This is a genomic window from Salipiger pallidus (genome assembly GCF_014643635.1).
In the GTDB taxonomy this organism is placed as follows: Bacteria; Pseudomonadota; Alphaproteobacteria; order Rhodobacterales; family Rhodobacteraceae; genus Salipiger; species Salipiger pallidus.
Genome location: NZ_BMJV01000002.1, coordinates 250,391 through 268,622 on the forward strand (window position 1 = coordinate 250,391; position 18,232 = coordinate 268,622).

The following is an 18,232-nucleotide window of genomic DNA, read 5'->3' on the forward strand; positions in this document are numbered from 1 at the left end:
GGATCAGGAATCCAGCTGGCGCGAAAGGATGGTCGAGAATTCGTCGGCAAAGGCCTCGTAGCCCGAGATCACCCGGGACGCGTCCGCCGACAGCTTGTTGTAGAAAATCACTGCCGGGATCGCCGCGATCAGGCCAAGCGCGGTGGCAAACAGCGCCTCTGCGATGCCGGGGGCCACGACCACGAGCGAGGTGTCCTGCTGCGAGGCGATCTCGATGAAGGCGTGCATGATGCCCCAGACCGTACCGAAGAGGCCGACGAAGGGTGCGGTGCTGCCCACGGTGGCCAGTACCGGCAGGCCGCGCTGCAGCTCTTCGGCCTCTTTCTGGATGGCAACATCCATGGAGCGGTCGATGCGGGCGTGCGCGCCGGCGATCAGCGCGCCGTCATCGCGGTGCGAGCGGCGCCATTCGGTCATCCCTGCGGCAAAGACACGCTGGGCGCGGCCCTTGGGTTCGGCACCGATCTGGTCATAGAGCTCGTCCAGCGGCTCGCCGGACCAGAAGGCGCGGTCGAACTTGGCGGCCTCCTGGCGGGCGCGGCGGTAGCTGACGACCTTTTCGAAGATGATGGCCCAGCCCCAGACCGACGACAGGACCAGAAGGAACATCACGATCTTAACCGTGAGGGTGGCACGTGCGAAAAGGCCCCACATGGAGAAATCGATCTCCTGCGCGACCGCAAGGGTTTGTGGATCCATAAGCCTGCTCTTCTCTCTCGGGCCCGCGTGTACTGCTTTGACGTGTGTCGCTTTCCGGGGCCTCGTTACACGCGATTCTAGCCCAGTTGCAGGGACATTTCCAACACATTGCCGTCATGAACCGTGTGAGGCGGCCTTTGTGCCATGGCTCCGGCGGCTTTCCGCCTGAGCACACCGGGCCGCGAAGCGAGAGGACCTAGTGAACCTTGCGGCGCAGCTCCTGCGGCAGGCGCGTGGGGTGCCCGTCGAGGGTCATCGCGACCAGCGTGACATCGGCGGAGAACAGCAGCTCGCCCGCCCGCAGAACCTCTTGGTGGAGGGTCAGGCGCACGCCGCTGACCTGCCCGACGCGGGTGGTCACGCTCAGCTGATCCTCGAACCGGGCGGGGGCGCGGTAATCGGCCTCGATGCGGCGCAGGACAAAGACCACGCCCTGCGTGTCACGCAGGGCAAGCTGGTCCACGCCCATGGCCCGCACCCAGTCCGAGCGGCCCCGTTCGATGAACTTGAGGTAGTTTGCATGGTAGACGATGCCCGCCATGTCCGTGTCCTCGTAATGGACGGTGACCGCGAACTCGTGGACCTGGTGGCTCATGCTTTCCCCGCTTGGTGGCGCGCTGCGCTGCGGCGGACCGTAGAAGGGGCGGCGAAAGGGCGCAAGCCCCGCATCTTCCCCTTTGCGCCCCAAGGGCATAGCGTCCGCGCCATGATGACCGCGCTGATCATTGCCACCACCGTTCTGGCCGCCGGGCTGTTGCTTTGGCCGCGGCTGGCGCGGGCGCGGCTGTGGCGGGCGACGCTGACGCCGCTGGCCTCGATCATCGGCAGCGGGTTCCTCGTTCTGGGGCCGATCCTGAACCATGCCTACGGCGCCTGGGCGCCCCTGGTGATGGCTGGGCTCTGCGCGCTGGCATGGGCCTTTGGCGCGGCGATCCGCTTCAACATACGCCGCCGGGCAGCCGGTCCGCGCTCTGCGCCAGAGGCGTGGCTCGAAGACGCGGCGTCATGGGCGCTGAGCTTTGCCTACTTCATCTCGGTCGCCTACTACCTCAACCTCTTCGGGGCGTTCGGCACCGACCTGACGCCTTGGAACGATGCGGTGCATGCGCGCATCCTCACCTCCGCCGTGCTGCTGGTCATCCTCGGGATCGGCTGGACCCGGGGATTTGCCGCGCTTGAACGACTGGAGCAGGTGACCGTGGGGCTGAAGCTGGCGATCATCGCCGGGCTTCTGGTGGGGCTGGCGTGGTTCTTTGCCGATCGGGCCGGGCAGGGGGCGCTGACGCTGACCCCGCCCACGGAGACCGGCTGGCCCGCGCTGGCGCTGGCCTTCGGCCTCATCGTCACCGTGCAGGGGTTCGAGACCTCGCGCTATCTTGGCGACAGCTACACCGCCGGGGAACGCATCGTGTCGATGAAAATCGCCCAGGGCGTCTCGGCGGTGATCTACATGGCCTATGTGCTGCTCATCGCCTATGTCTTTGCCCCCGATGCGGTCGGACTGAGCGAGACTGCGATCATCGGCCTCATGGCGCTGGTTGCGCCGATCCTGCCGCTGATGCTGACCGCCGCCGCGCTGGCCGCGCAGTTCAGCGCCGCCATCGCCGACACCGGCGGCGCGGGCGGATTGGTGCAGGAACTGACCCGGGGCCGGGTGCCCGAGCGGCTGAGCTATGCTGTCCTCGTAGCCTTTGGGGTGCTGCTGACATGGGGCGCGGACGTATTCGAGATCATCTCATACGCCTCCCGCGCCTTTGCCACCTATTACGCGCTGCAAAGCGCCATCGCCGCCACCGGCGCGCTGAAGGAAGGCAAGCACCTGACAGCACTGGGCTTTTCGGCGCTGGCGGTGCTGGGTACGGTGATCGCCCTGTTCGGCACGCCGGTGGAATAGCCCGCTCATGTGCGCCTGCGCGCGGACCCTGCGCAGGCCCGCCCAATTGCCGCAGGACGTCCAGAAGCTAGTTTCTCGGTCAAATCAGGATCAGGAGTTGAGAAGATGGGCTTGCTAGTCGACGGCCAATGGCGTGACGCTTGGGATTACACCAACGATGAAGGCACCTTCGAACGTTGGACCACCGATTTCCGCAACTGGATCACCGCCGACGGCAGCGCCGGCCCCTCGGGCGATGGTGGCTTCAAGGCGGAAGCCGGGCGCTACCATCTTTACGTCAGCTATGCCTGCCCATGGGCCCACCGCACCCTGATCTTCCGCAAGCTCAAGGGGCTCGAGGATCTCATCGGCGTCAGCGTGGTCAATCCCGAGATGCTGGGTGAAGGCTGGAGCTTCGAGGATTACCCCGGCGCCACCGGCGACACGCTCATGGGGCTGAACTACCTGCGCGAGGTCTACCTGAAGGTCGACCCGAAGATGTCGGGCCGGGTAACGGTTCCGGTGCTTTGGGACAAGCAGCGCCAGACCATCGTGTCGAATGAGAGCGCCGAGATCATCCGCATGCTCAACAGCGCCTTCGACGGTATAACCGGCAACACCGACGATTACTGGCCCGAGGAGCTGCGCGACGAGATCGAAGAGGTGAATTCGCCGATCTACGACAAGGTCAACAACGGCGTCTACAAGTCGGGATTTGCCACCTCGCAAAAGGCCTACGACTCCGCGGTGGTGCCGCTGTTCGATACGCTCGACTGGATCGAGGAACGCCTGTCCGAAAGCCGCTACCTCGTGGGGGACCGGATTACCGAAGCGGACTGGCGGCTGTTCACTACGCTGATCCGTTTCGACAAGGTCTACGAGTGCCACTTCAAGTGCAACAAGCAGCGGGTCGTGGATTACCCTAATCTCTGGGCCTATACCCGCGAGCTTTACCAGTGGCCGGGCGTGGCCGAGACGGTGAACTTCGACCACATCACGCGGCACTACTATTACAGCCACGACATGATCAATCCTGAGCGGATCGTGCCGATCTGCCCCGATCTCGACCTCATGGCACCGCACGGGCGTGAAGCGCTGGGCGCCTGAGCGGCCCTGCCTTGCGGTGAAAGAGGAAGGCCCCGCGTCCAGCCCGGCGCGGGGCCTTTGCCGTCAGCCCGCTGCGCTGTGGGCGTAATGTTCGACCATGGCGGCAAGGTCCCTCGGGGCGGTGGCGCTGGGCAGGTAGGCGCAGGCATTGGCGCAATGCTGGAAGATCGAGCCGTCGGAAAAGAAGGTGGTATTGGTGACGAAGACCACCCGCGCTTCGGGCCGCCGGTAGCTGGCGTAATCGGCCACGGCGAGGGCGCTGCCTTCCCCCAGCACGAGGTCGAGCACGATCACGTCGAAATCAGACACATGCAGCCTGCGAATTGCGAAGTCCTGCGTCGAGGCGGTTTCAACCAAGGCCCCAAGACGTTCGAGATGTCGCTGCCAGAGCAGCGCCAGATCCCGGCTGCTTTCCACGATGAGCACGCGCATCCAATGCCTCCGCAAGACGACTAGCCTGATTGCCCAGGCCCGTTCACCTTGGAGCAATCGTCCCATTTCAATGCTGAACAAAATATTAACAATCGTTTTACCTGGGTAAACAACTTGGAAAGGCCGGCGGGATACCGCTTGTTGCGCCTCTCCAATGTGCTGCTAGTGTACACGAACGATCTGGACCCGAGGATACCATGCGCGCGATTTCCTGTCTTGCGGCACTTCTGTTGCCGGTCTCCGCACTGGCGCAGGAACAGGCTTGCGGCGGTGCCTTTCCCGATTTCGTCGCGGGGCTGAAGCAGGAAGCGGTGTCCCAGGGTCATGATCCGGCGCAGGTGGAGGCCTTTCTTGCGGGGGTACGGCAGGATCCGGCGGTGATCGAGGCGGACCGTTCGCAGGGGATCTTCCAGACGCCGTTTATCGACTTCTCGCGCCGGCTCATAAGCCAGGATCGGCTGGATCGGGGCCGGGCGCTCGGGCAGCAATGGTCCGGGGTCTTCGACCGCATCCAGAGCGATTACGGCATCGCCCCCGGCGTGCTGCTGGCATTCTGGGCCTTCGAGACCGATTACGGAAGTTTCCAAGGCGATTTCAACACGCTGAACGCGCTGGTGACCCTGTCTCACGATTGCCGTCGTCCCGAGCTTTTCCGGCCGCAGATCTTTGCGGCGCTGGAGCTCTACGAACGCGGCGATTTCGACCCCCGGACCACCACCGGTGCCTGGGCGGGCGAGATCGGGCAGGTGCAGATGCTGCCACGCGACATCCTCGAGAACGGCGTCGACGGAGACGGCGACGGCCATGTGACGCTCAAGACTTCGGCGCCCGATGCGCTGATGTCGGGGGCGAAGATGCTGGCCGATCTGGGCTGGCGCTACGGCGAGCCGTGGCTGCAGGAGGTGACCCTGCCCGAGGGCATGGACTGGTCCCTGACCGGGCTGGAAACCACCATGACGGTGGCGGAATGGGAACGGCTCGGGGTCAGCGCCCGCAATGGTGCGCTTGACGACGGGCGGCTCGAGGCATCGATCCTCGTGCCGCAGGGGCGTGGCGGACCGGCCTTCATCGCGTACCCGAACTTTCGGGTCTATTTCGAATGGAACCAGAGCTTCGTCTACGTGACCACCGCCGCCTATTTCGCCACGCGGCTCGAGGGGGCACCGGTCTATGATGCGGGCACACCACAGCCGGGATTGTCGGGGCCGCAGATGATCCGCCTGCAGGAGGCGCTGGCGCGCCGGGGCTACGACGTGGGCGAGATCGACGGCATCCTCGGCTCGGGCACCCGCTCGGCGGTGCGCGACATGCAGGCGCAGCTGGGCCTGCCGGCGGATGGTTGGCCCACGCCAGAGCTTTTGTCACTGCTCTGACCCTCGGCCCCGGGGGCGCTTTGCCCCGGCAGTCAGGCCATGTGCCCCCACTTGCCACTCATGCGGGAACCAGCGGAGCCTCTTGCCGGTTCATTGTCCATGATACGCGATGTCTTCCTTCCCGGTGTGCTCATGGCACTGACCCAGCTCACGGTCTGTTCCCCGCAAGACCAGTCCGCCCCGGTCGAGCTGACCGCCATTCCCGCCGAGATGCACGGCCGCTGGGGCCTTGTCGAGGCCGACTGCGAGCCGGGCCGCGACGATGCCAAGGGGCTCATGGAAGTCACTGGCGACACGCTGACCTTTTACGAATCCCGCGGCACCCTCGGGCCCATCCTCGAAGGCGAGGAGGGCAGGATCGCCGCGCGGTTCGCCTTCGAGGGTGAGGGCATGTCGTGGGACCGCGACATTACCCTGACCCTGGGGGAGGAGGGCAAGACCCTCACCCGGTCGGAAGCCGACCCGGAGGCCGGGCCGGTCAACCTTGCCTACAGCCGTTGCGAGACGTCAGCCTAGCCGGGGATGATCTCGAACTTCATGACATCGACCATGCCCCGGTCCGTGATCTTCAGCGATGGGATTACGGGCAGCGCAAGGAAGGCCAGCTGAAGGAACGGCTCGTCCAGCGTCACCCCCAGCGAGGTGGCGGCGCGGCGCAGTTCCACTAGCCCGTCACGCACTTCCTCGAAAGGCGCAAGGCTCATGAGCCCCGCCACCGGCAGCGCCAGTTCGGCAAGAACCTTGCCGCCCGACACCACCACAAAGCCGCCCTCGATCTCTCCCAGCCTGTTGGAAGCGACTGCCATGTCGTCATAATTCACGCCCACGCAGGCGATGTTGTGGTGGTCATGGCAAACGGTCGAGGCGATGGCCCCGGCCTTCAGACCAAAGCCTTTTACGAAGCCCGTCGCCACGTTGCCATTCCTGCCGTGACGCTCCACCACCGCGATGCGCACAAGGTCGCGGGCAGGGTCGGGGCGCTTGTCGCCGTCTTCGATGGCAATGATCTCGTGCAGGTGATCGGTGAGGATCTGCCCTTCGCGAATGCCGATGACATCGGTGTCTTCGCGGTTGCCCGTGGCGCGGAACTGCTCGGCCCGCATATGTGGGGCCTTGCAGGAATTGCGCCCCACCGGCGCGATGGTTTCACGTGCAGCAAAGGCCGCATCGTCAACCCGGCGTCCGGCTGCAAGCACAAGTTGCGCGTTGCAGCCCTCGAGGCTGTCCACCGCCACGATGTCGGCCCGCTTGCCCGGCGCGATCATGCCGCGATCCTTCAGCCCGAACGCCTCGGCCGCCGAAAGCGTCGCGGCGCGGTAGGCGGCCAGCGGCGAGGTGCCTTGTGCGATCATCCAGCGGATCATGTAATCAAGGTGGCCGTGTTCCCCGATATCCAGCGGATTGCGGTCATCGGTGCAAAGGCACATGTAGGGCGAGGTCCGTTCCGTCAGCAGCGGCTGCAACGCGGCCATGTCCTTCGAGACCGAACCTTCGCGGATCAGCACCCGCATGCCCTTGCGCAGCTTTTCGAGCGCCTCTTCGGCGCTGGTCGCCTCGTGCTCCGTCCGGATGCCGGCAGCGACATAGGCGTTGAGATCCTTGCCCGACAGAAGGGGGCAATGGCCATCGACATGGCCGCCCTCGAACAGGCGCAGCTTCTTCATCGCCTCGGGGTCGCGGTGGATCACGCCGGGGTAGTTCATGAACTCCGCGAGCCCGATGCCCGACGGGTGGCCCATGAGCGGCGCAATATCCTCGGCCAGAAGCTCGGCCCCTGCGGTTTCCATGTGGGTTGAGGGCACGCAGGACGACAGCTGCACGCGGATGTCCATGAGCGTGTGGGCGCTGGCCTGCTGGAAATAGCGGATGCCGTCCGCGCCGATGACGTTGGCGATCTCGTGTGGGTCGCAGATCGCCGTGGTCACCCCGCGTGGGGTCACGCAGCGGTCGAATTCAAAGGGCGTGACAAGGCTGCTTTCAATGTGAAGGTGGGTGTCGATGAACCCCGGCACCAGCACGAGGCCACTGACGTCAATGACGTCCCGCGCCTCGTAAGTGTCCAGAACCCCGACGATCGTGTCGCCGCAGATGGCGACATCACCCTCCAGCAGCTCTCCGGTCACGAGGTCGAGGAGCCGCCCCCCGCGCAGCACGACGTCCGCTACTTCGTCGCCGCGGCCCTGCGCGATCTTCTGTTCCAGCTCTGCCATGGGATGCCCTTTCCGGTCTGTTGCGTCCAGATAGCCATGCTCGAGTGCTGCCTGAAACCGTAAAAGTGGCGCTGTTCACCGCATCTTCACCGGTTGCAGGGCAAAAATCCAACCACGGTCTTCAAGGGAGATGCCCGGGATGAGTTTGCGCCTTTACACCATGAGCGCCATTGCACCGCTTTTGCTGATTGTCCTCTACCTCGCGGGGGACGATCTGTGGAGCCTCAAGCGCGCGGCGGACCGGCAGGAGGCGATCCGGGATGTGGCGGCGGAAACGGTGATCGTCTCGGGGCTGGTCCACGAATTGCAGAAGGAACGGGGCTTTTCCGCTGGGTTTACCGCCTCGCGCGGGCAAAATTTCCCCGAGGCGCTGGCGCAGCAACGCCTTGATACTGATGCACAAGTCAGCCGCTTTCGTGATCGCATCACGCTCTATCGCAGTCTCGCCCCCGAAGGAATCGCCACAGTCTCGGATGGGCTGGAGCAGCTCGCCGAAAGACGCGGCGCGATTGATCGCTTTGCCATGACCGTGCCGGAACTTGCCGGGTATTACACCGGCATCATCAACGGCTTGCTGCGCGCCAGCGGCGAACTACGCCAGCGTACCGGCAATGATCGGATTGCCATCCTGATGGAGGCGGCAGACCTCGTAGGTCAGGCCAAGGAAAGCGCAGGGCTTGAACGGGCGATGGGGGCCACCGGGCTCGGGGCCGAAACTTTCCCTGACGCGGTGCACAAACGCTTCGTGGACCTCGGCGCGGCTCAGAGTGCGTTCATCGCCCGCGCTGGGATGGTCTTGGAACAACAGGACTTCGTTGAGACACTGCTGTCTCTTCCGGCGGGCGAAGCTATCGGCCAGCTGCGTGACAGTATCGCCGGTCTTGCGTACGGGGGCGAGGTCTCCTTTACGGCGCCGGAATGGTTCGCTGCCTCCACCGAATGGATCGACACGCTGCGCGAGGTCGAGGTCGGCCTGATCAACGACCTGCTGACCGTGGCGGAAGCTGCACACGCGGCCACTATGAACGATCTGTTGCTGCGCGGTGGACTGACGGCCATTCTTCTGGCCACGAGCGCAGCCCTTGCGCTGGTTCTGGGCGAGACACTCACGCGGCGCCTTCGCAACCTGACCAACGTGATGAACGAGTTCATCGAAGGGCGCTTTGAGGCGTGGGTGCCATACATCAATGCGCGGGGCGAGATCGGGGGCATGGCCTCTTCGATCTATCGCTTCAAGCAGCTCAGCCGCGCGGCCATTCAAAAGCGTGAACGCGACGAGGCTCAGCTGAACGCCCGTCACGCGCAGGTTGTCGAGCTCATGACCGACGGTCTGCGGGCGCTGGCCAGCGCGGACCTGACGCTGAACTTCAAGGAGCCGCTGGCGGAAGAGTACGATTCCATTCGTCATGACTTCAATACCGCCACTGCGCGCCTGCGTGAGGTCATGCAAAGCCTGGCCGCGACGGTGGCAGAGTTGCAAAGCCGGTCAGGCGATATGCGCAGTTCTGCCTCGGATCTTGCGGATCGCACCACCACGCAGGTGGCGATGATCGCTCGCACCGCAGAAACCGTCGCCAGCCTTACCGAGACCGTGGCCGCCACCAGTGGAGCGCTGAAAGATGCCAAGGGCTTGGCAGAAGAGGCCCGTGGCCGTGCCGACCAATCGGGCCAGGTCGTCAGCAACGCGGTGGCAGCCATGGACCGGATCTCGGAATCGTCTGGACGGATCTCGCAGATTACAACGGTGATCGAGGATATTTCCTTCCAGACCAACCTGCTGGCGCTCAATGCCGGTGTCGAGGCCGCCCGCGCCGGCGAAAGCGGCAAGGGCTTCGCGGTGGTTGCCATGGAAGTGCAAGGCCTCGCCAGCCGTTCGGCCGACGCCGCGCTCGAGATCAAGAAGCTGCTGGACGAGAGTGCAGTGGAAGTTCGCGGTGGTGTGGATCTGGTAGGGGAGACGGGGCAGTCGCTTGCAGCGATCCTCGACCAGATCCGCAGGGTGGACCGCGTGATCTCCGAGGTGAGCTTTGCCGCCGAAGGCCAGACGCGTGAACTGCAGGAAATCAATATGTCGATGCGCCAGCTGAGCGACCTGACCGGGCAGAACACCAAGGTCGCCGATTCCAGCCGAGAAACCGCAAGCGAACTCGAAGAACGCTCACAGCATCTGGGCGCGCTGTTGTCGGAGTTCGATCTTGGCGCAGCGGATGCCTCGATGAATTCACCGAAGCGGCTCAGGCTGGCCTGATCTGCCGTGGGACTGAACGCCGCCGGATGGCTGTGGCAGTGCCAGCCCACTTTATGGCTGCGAAAACGTTCATGGCCCCAGAGGACACTTCATCTTTAGCGCCACCATGGCTTCGGCCTTAACTGCCCGGTGAGAAGATTGCCGTACCCTGAGGGCAATCGTTTCACGCAGAGGATCTGGACATGTACGTTTCGTCTGAACTGCTGCACGAACAGCTAGGCTTCAGCGCTCTTGTCCCGGCCAGCGATTTCGCCGGGACACCGGCGTGCCCCGCAACTGGACGCTTCGGCTTCGCAGGAGGTAGGGAGTGACGGACGGCTCCATGAAGCGGGCAAGGGCTGGTGAAAGCAGCGCCTTGCGCATCCTCATCGCGGATGACCACGATCTCCTGCGGGATACGTTGAAGCTCTTCCTTGAAAGCGAAGGCGATTTCCTCACGACCACTGTTGCCAGCTTCGATGAAGCCTTGGCACAGCTGACATCTGGCCGGGTTTTCGATCTTGTCCTGCTCGACTATTCCATGCCCGGCATGAACGCCCTTGAAGGGTTCCAGCGTATGGCCAGCATGGAGGGGGCAAAGCGGGTTGCAATCATCTCAGGGACTGCAAATCGTCAGATCGCGGAAAGGATCCTGTCTGCTGGTGCGGCAGGCTTCCTGCCGAAAACCCTCTCGGCCCGATCCCTTGTCAACGCTGTGCGCTTCATGGCCATGGGAGAGCAGTACGCGCCCACGGAATTCCTGCGCGCCTCCGACAGCGCGCCGCTCCATCCTCTCGCCGCAAGATTGTCGCGGCGCGAGCTGGATGTGCTGAAGGGGCTGACCGAAGGGAAATCCAACAAGGAAATCGCGCGTGATCTTGATCTGCGCGAACCGACGGTAAAGCTTCACATCAAGACGCTCTACCGCAAGATCGGCGCAGCCAACCGGACGCAGGCCGCGCTTCTTGCCAGGGAAGCAGGAGTGTTCTGAGGCTCAGACCCACTTTGCCATGGGCGGCAGGCTCATGAGCACGGCGTTGGCATCATGCCCGGTCGCGAGGCCGAACTTCGTGCCACGGTCGTAGACGAGATTGTACTCAGCATAGAGTCCACGGTGCACAAGCTGGGCGTCTTTCTCGACATCGCCGTAGTCCATGGCCCGCCGCTTCTCGACCAGCGGCAAGTAAGCGGGCAGGAAGGCGCGGCCGATGTCCTGGGTCAGGGCAAAATCGACATCCCAGTCGCCTGTATTGCGATCGTCCATGAAGATCCCGCCCACGCCGCGCGCGCGCTTGCGGTGGGGAATGAAGAAATACTCGTCCGCCCAAGCCTTCAGCTCGGGATAAAGCGTTGCCCCGTGCGGGGCGAGCCATGCCTTCTGGGTGTCGTGGAAATGCGCCGTGTCCTCTTCATACTCGAGGCAGGGGTTCAGGTCGGACCCGCCGCCGAACCACCAGGCGTTCGGGGTCCAGAACATTCGGGTGTTCATGTGGACCGCGGGCGCGTGCGGGTTCTGCATGTGCGCCACGAGGCTGATTCCCGAGGCCCAGAAGCGCGGATCGTCCTCGATCCCGGGAACACCGCGCGCGGCCATGGCCTTTTGCGCCGGGGCGCCGAGCGTGCCGTAGACGGTCGAGACATTGACGCCGACCTTTTCGAAGACCCGGCCGCCGCGCATGACGCTCATCAATCCGCCGCCTGCATCGGTGCCGTCGTCGGTATGGCGGGTCGTGGGGGTCACCTCGAACCGACCTGGCACCATGTCCCAATGAGGGCCTGTCTCGTGGCTGTCCTCGAGCGCTTCGAAGGCGGCGACGATCTCGTCGCGCAAGGTCCGGAACCAGGTCGAGGCCTTGGTTTTTTGCTCGGTGAAATCGGTCATCGCGGTCTCCTGTTCGGGGCCCGTGTTAACCGCATGTCACCGTTGGGGCAATCGGGGCCTAGTGCGCGGGCGCGGCCACCGGATCGAGCAGGGTGCGCCCGCCATCCACGGTCAGGATCTGGCCAGTCATGAAGCCGGATGCCTCTGAGGCAAGGAATTGCACCGCTTCGGTCAGCGCATCTGGGCCCGCAATGCGGCCCATGGGCGTATGCGCTTCGATTTCCTTGCGGTAATCGGGCTGTTCCTTCAGCACGTCCTTTAGGAAGGCAGACATGACCGATCCAAAGCCGACGCCGTTCACCCGGATGCGGTTCGGTGCCATCTCGACCGCCATGGAGCGGGTCATCTGGTCAAGCGCCGCGCAAGAGATCGAATAGCCCAGCAGCTGCGGCTGAGTGTGGGTCGAGGCGATGGACGAGAGGTTGATGATCGTCCCGGCAGGCCGGTCCTCGTCACCGTCGCTTTGCTTGATCATACGCTTGGCGACAATCTGGCTGAGGCGCATGGCGCACATCAGGTTCTGGCCCAGCAGGGTTTCGAGCGAATCATCCTCGACGTCCAGCGGGTCGGTGAACATCATCTGTCGTGCGCCGTTCACCAGGATGTCGACGCGGTCGAAGGCGTCGATGGTCGCCGACAGCAGGTTGGCGAGGGTCAGCCGTTCGCGCAGGTCACCGGCGAAGTAGCGGATCGGGTCACCGTCTTCGCGGGACCCGCATTCCTTGGCCAGTCGTCCTTCGTCCATGTCTGCGAACATCACGTTGGCACCGCGATTGGCGAAATGCCGGGCAATGGCGAGGCCGACGCCATTGGCGGCACCGGTGACGATGGCGGTCTTGCCCTCGATCGAATAGCTCATGCTGCGTTCCTTGCGGCTGGTCCCGGTGGGGCGGCGCGTTGGGTCGTCAGGAAGATTTAACGGTTCGGACGGGTCGCATGAAGGATCTTGAACCGGCTGTCCCCGGCAATCTCTTCGGAATTGCGGAAATGCGTGGAAAGCGCGCTTTCGTAGGGCAGGTGCCGGTTTGCCACCAGCCAGAGCTTGCCAGAGGGCTTCAGCATGCGACGGGCCGAGGCGATAAAGGCCTGCCCCAGCGCGGGATCGGCCTTGCGCCCCTGGTGGAAGGGGGGGTTCATCACCACGGCGTCCAGCGCAGCCTCTGGCTTCCAGTTCGTGGCATCGGCCCAGTGGAACACCGCTCGCGGGTCGTCGATATTGCGGCAGGCACAATCAAGCGCTGCGTGATCCGCTTCGACAAGGTGCAGCTTGCGCAGCGACTCGCGTGGCAGCAGACCGGCCGAAAGCGCGCCCCAGCCGGCCCCAAGGTCGGCGACATCGGCACCAAGCTTGGGCGGCAGCACCGCTACAAGCGCCTCGGATGCGGGGTCGAGGCCATCGGCAGAGAACACGCCCGGCGCGGTCCAGGCTCCGGATGCGGTGCGGGTCTGGCCATGGGCCCAGTCGTCGAAAGATGCGGCCGCGGTGAACCACGCGGTCTTGCCATGCGCCTTGGAGACTTGCCCCTGCAGTTCCACGCGGCCGCGCAGGGCCTTGAGCATGGGTTCAATCCCGTCAGTTTTTTGGCCGTCGATCACTATGAGGCCGCCGGGCGCGGCAGCCACCGCCTCGGCCACGCGGGCTTCGGCCAAGTCGCGGGCGCGGGGCAGGAAGACGATGGCGGCAGCAAAGGGACCCTCGGGCACCAGCGCTGTCGCGACACCGCGCACTTGCCATGCGCTGAAATCGGGGAAGAAGCGCTGTACGACCTGGCAGCGGTCAAGCGGAAGGGGGCCGGTCGCGAGATCGGCGGGCGCCCCGAAAAGCGCGATGCGGCCATCGTCGGGCAGGGGCAAGCCTGCGTCGATGGCGAAACTCAGTCTGTCAGCTGTCATAGACGGGCCGGGCAGGGTGCCGGCCTACTCCTTTTCCATGGTGCATTGCAGCGGGTGCTGATGCCGGCGGGCGAAGTCCATGACCTGTCCCACCTTGGTTTCGGCAATCTCGTGACTGAACACACCGACCACCGCAACCCCCTTCTTGTGGACGGTCAGCATGATCTCGAACGCCTGGGCGTGGTTCATGCCAAAGAACCGTTCCAGCACGTGGACCACGAATTCCATGGGGGTGTAATCGTCGTTCAGCAGAAGGACCTTGTAGAGCGGCGGACGCTTGGTCTTCGGCCTTGTCTGTACGACGACGTCGGATTCGCCATCGTCGTCCCCCGGGAAATCCGGCGTGTTCGCGAGGCGGAAATCTGTTTCCGTGATGGAGTGCGTCATCTCGGCCAAGGCTGCTTTGCGGTTGCTGATCTGGAACGTGTATATAATTCGGAGTGGCCCCGGAGGAAAGGGCCGCAGTGGAGTCTGGGACATATGACACGAAATTTGCAAACGATCGGTTTCGATGCGGACGACACGCTCTGGCACAACGAGCGATTTTTCCACCTCACGCAGCAGCGTTTCGCGGAGTTGCTGGCCGATTACGCCGAGGCGGACCATCTCGGGGCGCAGCTGCTCGAGGCTGAGAAACGCAACATCGGGCATTACGGGTTCGGGGTGAAGGGATTCGTCCTGTCTATGATCGAGACCGCGATCGAGGTGACCGAGGGCCGCGTGCCCGGCCATGTCATCCAGAAACTGCTCGAGGCGGGGCAGGACATGCTGAACCACCCGATGGAACTGCTGCCCCATGCGCAGGAGGCGGTCGAGGCGCTGGCGGACAGCCACATGCTAGTGCTGGTGACCAAGGGCGACCTGCTGCATCAGGAACGCAAGCTGGCGCAGTCGGGGCTGGGCGATCTGTTCGACCGGATCGAGATCGTGTCGGACAAGCAGCCCTCCACCTATGCCCGCATCTTCGGCAGCTGTTCCGGCGGTCCGGAGGCAGCGATGATGGTGGGCAACTCGCTGAAGTCCGATGTTTGCCCGGCGATTGATGTGGGCAGCTGGGGCGTTCATGTCCCGTTCGAGCTTGCCTGGGCGCTGGAGGCGGCGGACATTCCCGACAGCCCGCGTTTCGTCGAGCTGCCGGATCTTGGGGGGCTGGCAGAACTGGTGCGACAAATCGACTGAGTCGCTCGGGCCAAGGCAGAGGGGCCGGCGGATTTGCCGCATTCTTGCCACAATTGCCAGTGTTGCGAGAGCTATTCGGCAAGGCCCCATATATGGAACGACGTGCTTGCAGAATGGGCGGCCGGTGAACGGATTGCATACTTCCTTCAATGCCCTTCTCGTGCTACCGTTTTCATAATAATCGAAAACAAGTCCACCGGAAAAATCCGGGGACACGAGGCAGTAGAAGGCAGATACCGTGACCGGACGGCGTGAGCAGTTGCCGGGCCGAGGAGCCCTGCACGCATTCAGACTTATGTGTACTCTTGTCGCATGCATGATCCTCATGCCTGCGATCTCTCATGCAGCCCCATACGCGGGGCTGGTGATGGACGCGAAATCGGGCGAGATTCTCCATTCGGAGAACGCGACCACCCCGTTGCACCCCGCATCCCTGACCAAGATGATGACGCTTTACATCGCTTTCGAGGCGGTCGAGCACGGCGAGCTGACCATGGACACCATGGTGACGATCTCGCGCAACGCGTCGTCCGAGCCGCCGTCGAAGCTGGGTCTGCGGACCGGGCAAAAGATCGCGCTGCGCTACCTTGTGCGGTCGGCGGCAGTAAAATCCGCGAACGACTCGGCTACCGCCATTGGCGAGGCGATCTCGGGGTCGGAGGCAGCCTTTGCCCGCCGCATGAACCGCACCGCCAAGGCGCTGGGCATGACGAACACAACGTTCAAGAATGCCAACGGCCTGACCCAGAGCGGGCACATGTCCACCGCCAGCGACATGGCCAAGCTTGGCCGCCACATGATCTACGATTACCCGCAGTACTATAACCTGTTCTCGCGCATCACCACCGATGCGGGAATGCACCAAGTGTCGAACACCAACCGCCGCTTCCTCGGCGCCTACAAGGGGGCCGACGGGATCAAGACGGGCTACACCCGTGCCGCTGGCTTCAACCTCGTGGCCTCGGCCGAGCGGGGCGACCAGCGCATCATCACTGCTGTGTTCGGCGGCCGCTCCACCGCCAGCCGCAACGCCAAGGTGGCCGAGCTGATGGACCTCGGGTTCAAGCGTGCCAAGCACAACGTGGCCTTCCGTGCCCCGGGCAGGCCGCAGTACCTTGGCAACAAGGACATCGGCGGAGTTGAAGTGGCGCGCACGGCGGATCCCGATCTCGACGGCGCCCGTGGCAAGACCATTCGCGTGGTCAGCGCCGCCGTCAGCCGGTCCCTGCGCCCCCGGTCGCGGGACGGCGTGTCGGGCACCGACGTGGCACCGCTGGTGGCCAGCCTCGAGGGCGATATCGAGACGGTGCTTGCATCGGTTCAGACCGCCGAAACGGCTGCCTCCGTGGAGGTCGCCGCCCCGGCCCGGATCGTCGATGCCAGTGTCAGCGCCAGCGCAATTGCCAGCGCCGTTGCGCCCGATGCGTCTATCAAGCCGGTCCGCCGCCCGCGCGGTATGGTGATGGCCTTTGCCGCCGACAACGCGGTCGAACCCATCGTTCCGCAGCCCGAGCAGGAAGTGGTCACCCGCCTGTCCACCTCTGGCGGGCACCAGTGGGGCATCAACGTGGGCCGCTACGGCAGCAGCTATGCCGCCGAGAAGGTGCTGCTGAAGACTGCGCTGATGGAAACGAGCACGCTTGATGGTGCCTTGCGCAAGGTGGTGAACGGGGCCCGCGGTTTTGACGCCAACTTTATGGGGATGACCCGCGAGACCGCCGACCTTGCCTGCCGCCGCCTGCAGGCGCGCCAGGTGACCTGCTTCATGATCGGGCCGAACGGCTGACTTGATCATATCGAACGACGACCGCCACGGTGTCTTAAAAGCCGGGCGATGATCCTCCATAGCCTGCCCCCGGTCCCGCCGGGGGCATTTTTTTTGGCCCGAGCGTGGGTGCGGCGAGGCCTCAGGCGAGGTACGACCTCAAGTTTTGATCTGACGCAAGTTACGCCGTGTCCTCGGTCTCCGCCGTGTGTTTGCCCGACCAGGTTCCTGATCCGAGCGTCATTGGCCGAGCCGCGCAGGGTCATAAGGCGGCAGCTTCAACCTTGCGCCCTGTTGCCTTGGAAGCGCCAGCGTCCCGCGATGGCGAAGGGCGGCTCTCTCCCGTGGCAGGCGAGAGGGCAGGGGGGGGGCAAGAAGCAAGAAGGCAAATAAAAACCCCCGAAAGGCGAAGCCCCGGGGGTTCTCGATCTTGTTAGCGTGTCCGAAGCGTTGCTGCCCGGCCAACGGAGCGATCTCAGAGGAGACCTTCGCGCTGGGCCTTCTTGCGAGCGAGCTTGCGGGCGCGGCGGATGGCCTCGGCCTTCTCGCGCGCCTTCTTCTCGGAGGGCTTCTCGAAATGCTGCCGAAGCTTCATTTCACGAAACACACCTTCGCGCTGCAGCTTCTTCTTCAGGGCGCGGAGCGCCTGATCGACGTTGTTGTCGCGAACACTGACCTGCATGTGGTTTTCACCACCTTTCTAAGTTTAGGTTGCATGGAATTGCAGGAAGCCCTGCTTGTAGCAAGGCTGGCCGAAATTGTCTAGGCTCCTATGTTGAGAGTCGATGGAGGCCCCCATGACCGAACACAGTACCAATCACAGCCATGATGACATTGCGGAAAAGCTGCTTGATGCAGCGTTGATCCATGTCGCCTTCGACGGCTGGTCCGAAACCACCTTCCGCGCCGCCGTGGCCGACGCGGGCGTCGACCGGGCGCTGGCCCGTGGCCTGTACCCGCGCGGAGCAGTGGACATGGCGATTGCCTTCCACCGGCGCGGGGACGAGCTGATGGCGGCAAAACTCGAGAAAACCGCCGAGCAGGAGATGCGCTATCGCGATCGCGTCGCCCACGCGGTGCGCACCTGCATCGAGGTGGTCGAGGATCGCGAAGCAGTCCGCCGGGGCACGACGCTCTTTGCGCTGCCGATGTATGCCGCCGACGGTGCAAAGCTGATCTGGGGCACGTCCGACCGGATCTGGACCTGCCTTGGCGATACCGCTCGGGATTACAACTGGTACACCAAGCGCGCCACGCTAAGCGGCGTCTATTCCTCGACGGTGCTCTATTGGCTGGGGGATGATTCGCTCGACGGGCAGGCGACATGGGATTTCCTTGACCGCCGCATCGACGACGTGATGCAGATCGAGAAAGCCAAGGTGAAGGCGCGCAGCCACGGGCTGCTCAAGCACGTGCTGGCAGGCCCTGAAAAGCTCCTGTCGGGCATCCGCGCGCCGAAGTCGCGCGCCGACAACGACCTGCCCGGCGGCTGGACCGCGCCGCGCTGACCTGTCTGCCCCCTGAACCACACCACTGTGCCCCGGGGCACGGCCAGCGCCGGTGCAGGGCCCCGCGCACCGCCGGTGCGCGTC

At 64.2% G+C, this 18,232-nt stretch carries 18 protein-coding genes; 9 read left to right on the top strand and 9 right to left on the bottom strand.

Translation table 11 applies throughout. The features are described from left to right. Positions 1 to 3: 3 nt before the first annotated feature. Positions 4 to 699, bottom strand: coding sequence for a protein TolQ (gene tolQ / locus IEX41_RS06915; protein ID WP_188789509.1), 696 nt, complete (start codon positions 697 to 699; stop codon positions 4 to 6). Positions 700 to 895: 196 nt separating this feature from the next. Then, positions 896 to 1,294, bottom strand: a complete 399-nt coding sequence (gene ybgC / locus IEX41_RS06920) for a tol-pal system-associated acyl-CoA thioesterase (protein ID WP_188789510.1) — start codon at positions 1,292 to 1,294, stop codon at positions 896 to 898. A 111-nt stretch (positions 1,295 to 1,405) separates the two neighbouring features. Here ybgC and IEX41_RS06925 point away from each other — a divergent pair, with 111 nt between their 5' ends. Beyond that, complete coding sequence (locus tag IEX41_RS06925; RefSeq protein ID WP_188789511.1) at positions 1,406 to 2,593, top strand: Aq_097 family APC-type transporter; 1,188 nt, start codon at positions 1,406 to 1,408, stop codon at positions 2,591 to 2,593. A 105-nt stretch (positions 2,594 to 2,698) separates the two neighbouring features. After that, the gene (locus IEX41_RS06930; protein ID WP_188789512.1) at positions 2,699 to 3,679 is read left to right on the top strand and encodes a glutathione S-transferase family protein; all 981 of its coding nucleotides are present in this window, start codon (positions 2,699 to 2,701) and stop codon (positions 3,677 to 3,679) included. 63 nt (positions 3,680 to 3,742) lie between these two features. Here IEX41_RS06930 and IEX41_RS06935 read toward each other — a convergent pair whose 3' ends face one another. Next, positions 3,743 to 4,111, bottom strand: a complete 369-nt coding sequence (locus IEX41_RS06935) for a response regulator transcription factor (RefSeq protein ID WP_188789513.1) — start codon at positions 4,109 to 4,111, stop codon at positions 3,743 to 3,745. Positions 4,112 to 4,308: 197 nt separating this feature from the next. Here IEX41_RS06935 and IEX41_RS06940 point away from each other — a divergent pair, with 197 nt between their 5' ends. Both IEX41_RS06940 and IEX41_RS06945 read left to right on the top strand, forming a co-directional pair. Continuing rightward, the gene (locus IEX41_RS06940) at positions 4,309 to 5,484 is read left to right on the top strand and encodes a lytic murein transglycosylase (RefSeq protein WP_188789514.1); all 1,176 of its coding nucleotides are present in this window, start codon (positions 4,309 to 4,311) and stop codon (positions 5,482 to 5,484) included. Positions 5,485 to 5,583: 99 nt separating this feature from the next. Next, positions 5,584 to 6,000 carry a hypothetical protein gene (locus tag IEX41_RS06945; RefSeq protein ID WP_229672975.1) on the top strand — a complete coding sequence of 139 codons (417 nt, stop codon included), beginning with the start codon at positions 5,584 to 5,586 and terminating at the stop codon, positions 5,998 to 6,000. On the opposite strand, the gene ade is transcribed toward IEX41_RS06945, so the two are convergent. Then, on the bottom strand, positions 5,997 to 7,694 hold the full coding sequence (gene ade / locus IEX41_RS06950; protein WP_188789515.1) for an adenine deaminase: 1,698 nt from the start codon (positions 7,692 to 7,694) through the stop codon (positions 5,997 to 5,999). The genes IEX41_RS06945 and ade overlap by 4 nt on opposite strands. A 139-nt stretch (positions 7,695 to 7,833) precedes the next feature. Between ade and IEX41_RS06955 the strand changes: the two genes are divergently transcribed. Together IEX41_RS06955 and IEX41_RS06960 are read left to right on the top strand one after the other, a co-directional pair. Further along, positions 7,834 to 9,942: a methyl-accepting chemotaxis protein gene (locus tag IEX41_RS06955; protein ID WP_188789516.1), complete on the top strand. Its 2,109-nt coding sequence runs from the start codon at positions 7,834 to 7,836 to the stop codon at positions 9,940 to 9,942. Positions 9,943 to 10,297: 355 nt separating this feature from the next. Then, positions 10,298 to 10,912 (top strand): response regulator transcription factor, encoded by a 615-nt coding sequence (locus IEX41_RS06960; protein ID WP_188789702.1) that lies wholly within the window; start codon positions 10,298 to 10,300, stop codon positions 10,910 to 10,912. Between the two features lie 3 nt (positions 10,913 to 10,915). On the opposite strand, the gene hemF is transcribed toward IEX41_RS06960, so the two are convergent. The 4 genes from hemF to clpS are packed head-to-tail and all read right to left on the bottom strand — an operon-like array spanning position 10,916 to position 14,083. Continuing rightward, the gene (gene hemF / locus IEX41_RS06965; protein WP_188789517.1) at positions 10,916 to 11,803 is read right to left on the bottom strand and encodes an oxygen-dependent coproporphyrinogen oxidase; all 888 of its coding nucleotides are present in this window, start codon (positions 11,801 to 11,803) and stop codon (positions 10,916 to 10,918) included. A gap of 58 nt (positions 11,804 to 11,861) precedes the next feature. Next, the gene (locus IEX41_RS06970; RefSeq protein ID WP_188789518.1) at positions 11,862 to 12,662 is read right to left on the bottom strand and encodes an SDR family NAD(P)-dependent oxidoreductase; all 801 of its coding nucleotides are present in this window, start codon (positions 12,660 to 12,662) and stop codon (positions 11,862 to 11,864) included. A 56-nt stretch (positions 12,663 to 12,718) separates the two neighbouring features. Beyond that, positions 12,719 to 13,696, bottom strand: a complete 978-nt coding sequence (locus tag IEX41_RS06975; RefSeq protein WP_188789519.1) for a class I SAM-dependent methyltransferase — start codon at positions 13,694 to 13,696, stop codon at positions 12,719 to 12,721. A 24-nt stretch (positions 13,697 to 13,720) separates the two neighbouring features. After that, positions 13,721 to 14,083: an ATP-dependent Clp protease adapter ClpS gene (gene clpS, locus IEX41_RS06980; RefSeq protein ID WP_188789520.1), complete on the bottom strand. Its 363-nt coding sequence runs from the start codon at positions 14,081 to 14,083 to the stop codon at positions 13,721 to 13,723. Positions 14,084 to 14,176: 93 nt separating this feature from the next. Between clpS and IEX41_RS06985 the strand changes: the two genes are divergently transcribed. Next, positions 14,177 to 14,875 (top strand): HAD family hydrolase, encoded by a 699-nt coding sequence (locus IEX41_RS06985; protein WP_188789521.1) that lies wholly within the window; start codon positions 14,177 to 14,179, stop codon positions 14,873 to 14,875. 316 nt (positions 14,876 to 15,191) lie between these two features. After that, positions 15,192 to 16,661: a D-alanyl-D-alanine carboxypeptidase family protein gene (locus IEX41_RS06990; protein WP_373285616.1), complete on the top strand. Its 1,470-nt coding sequence runs from the start codon at positions 15,192 to 15,194 to the stop codon at positions 16,659 to 16,661. Positions 16,662 to 17,115: 454 nt separating this feature from the next. Here IEX41_RS06990 and rpsU read toward each other — a convergent pair whose 3' ends face one another. Continuing rightward, positions 17,116 to 17,322, bottom strand: coding sequence for a 30S ribosomal protein S21 (gene rpsU, locus IEX41_RS06995; RefSeq protein ID WP_007818122.1), 207 nt, complete (start codon positions 17,320 to 17,322; stop codon positions 17,116 to 17,118). Positions 17,323 to 17,437: 115 nt separating this feature from the next. On the opposite strand from rpsU, the gene IEX41_RS07000 reads away from it, so the two are divergent. Next, positions 17,438 to 18,148, top strand: a complete 711-nt coding sequence (locus IEX41_RS07000; RefSeq protein ID WP_188789523.1) for a COQ9 family protein — start codon at positions 17,438 to 17,440, stop codon at positions 18,146 to 18,148. The last annotated feature ends 84 nt before the right edge of the window (positions 18,149 to 18,232 follow it).

Coding starts and splice junctions, on each gene's coding strand:
- tolQ (WP_188789509.1), bottom strand. CDS start 699: ATGGATCCACAAACCCTTGCGGTCGCGCAGGAGATCGATTTCTCCATG.
- ybgC (WP_188789510.1), bottom strand. CDS start 1,294: ATGAGCCACCAGGTCCACGAGTTCGCGGTCACCGTCCATTACGAGGAC.
- IEX41_RS06925 (WP_188789511.1), top strand. CDS start 1,406: ATGATGACCGCGCTGATCATTGCCACCACCGTTCTGGCCGCCGGGCTG.
- IEX41_RS06930 (WP_188789512.1), top strand. CDS start 2,699: ATGGGCTTGCTAGTCGACGGCCAATGGCGTGACGCTTGGGATTACACC.
- IEX41_RS06935 (WP_188789513.1), bottom strand. CDS start 4,111: ATGCGCGTGCTCATCGTGGAAAGCAGCCGGGATCTGGCGCTGCTCTGG.
- IEX41_RS06940 (WP_188789514.1), top strand. CDS start 4,309: ATGCGCGCGATTTCCTGTCTTGCGGCACTTCTGTTGCCGGTCTCCGCA.
- IEX41_RS06945 (WP_229672975.1), top strand. CDS start 5,584: ATGATACGCGATGTCTTCCTTCCCGGTGTGCTCATGGCACTGACCCAG.
- ade (WP_188789515.1), bottom strand. CDS start 7,694: ATGGCAGAGCTGGAACAGAAGATCGCGCAGGGCCGCGGCGACGAAGTA.
- IEX41_RS06955 (WP_188789516.1), top strand. CDS start 7,834: ATGAGTTTGCGCCTTTACACCATGAGCGCCATTGCACCGCTTTTGCTG.
- hemF (WP_188789517.1), bottom strand. CDS start 11,803: ATGACCGATTTCACCGAGCAAAAAACCAAGGCCTCGACCTGGTTCCGG.
- IEX41_RS06970 (WP_188789518.1), bottom strand. CDS start 12,662: ATGAGCTATTCGATCGAGGGCAAGACCGCCATCGTCACCGGTGCCGCC.
- IEX41_RS06975 (WP_188789519.1), bottom strand. CDS start 13,696: ATGACAGCTGACAGACTGAGTTTCGCCATCGACGCAGGCTTGCCCCTG.
- clpS (WP_188789520.1), bottom strand. CDS start 14,083: ATGACGCACTCCATCACGGAAACAGATTTCCGCCTCGCGAACACGCCG.
- IEX41_RS06985 (WP_188789521.1), top strand. CDS start 14,177: ATGACACGAAATTTGCAAACGATCGGTTTCGATGCGGACGACACGCTC.
- IEX41_RS06990 (WP_373285616.1), top strand. CDS start 15,192: ATGATCCTCATGCCTGCGATCTCTCATGCAGCCCCATACGCGGGGCTG.
- rpsU (WP_007818122.1), bottom strand. CDS start 17,322: ATGCAGGTCAGTGTTCGCGACAACAACGTCGATCAGGCGCTCCGCGCC.
- IEX41_RS07000 (WP_188789523.1), top strand. CDS start 17,438: ATGACCGAACACAGTACCAATCACAGCCATGATGACATTGCGGAAAAG.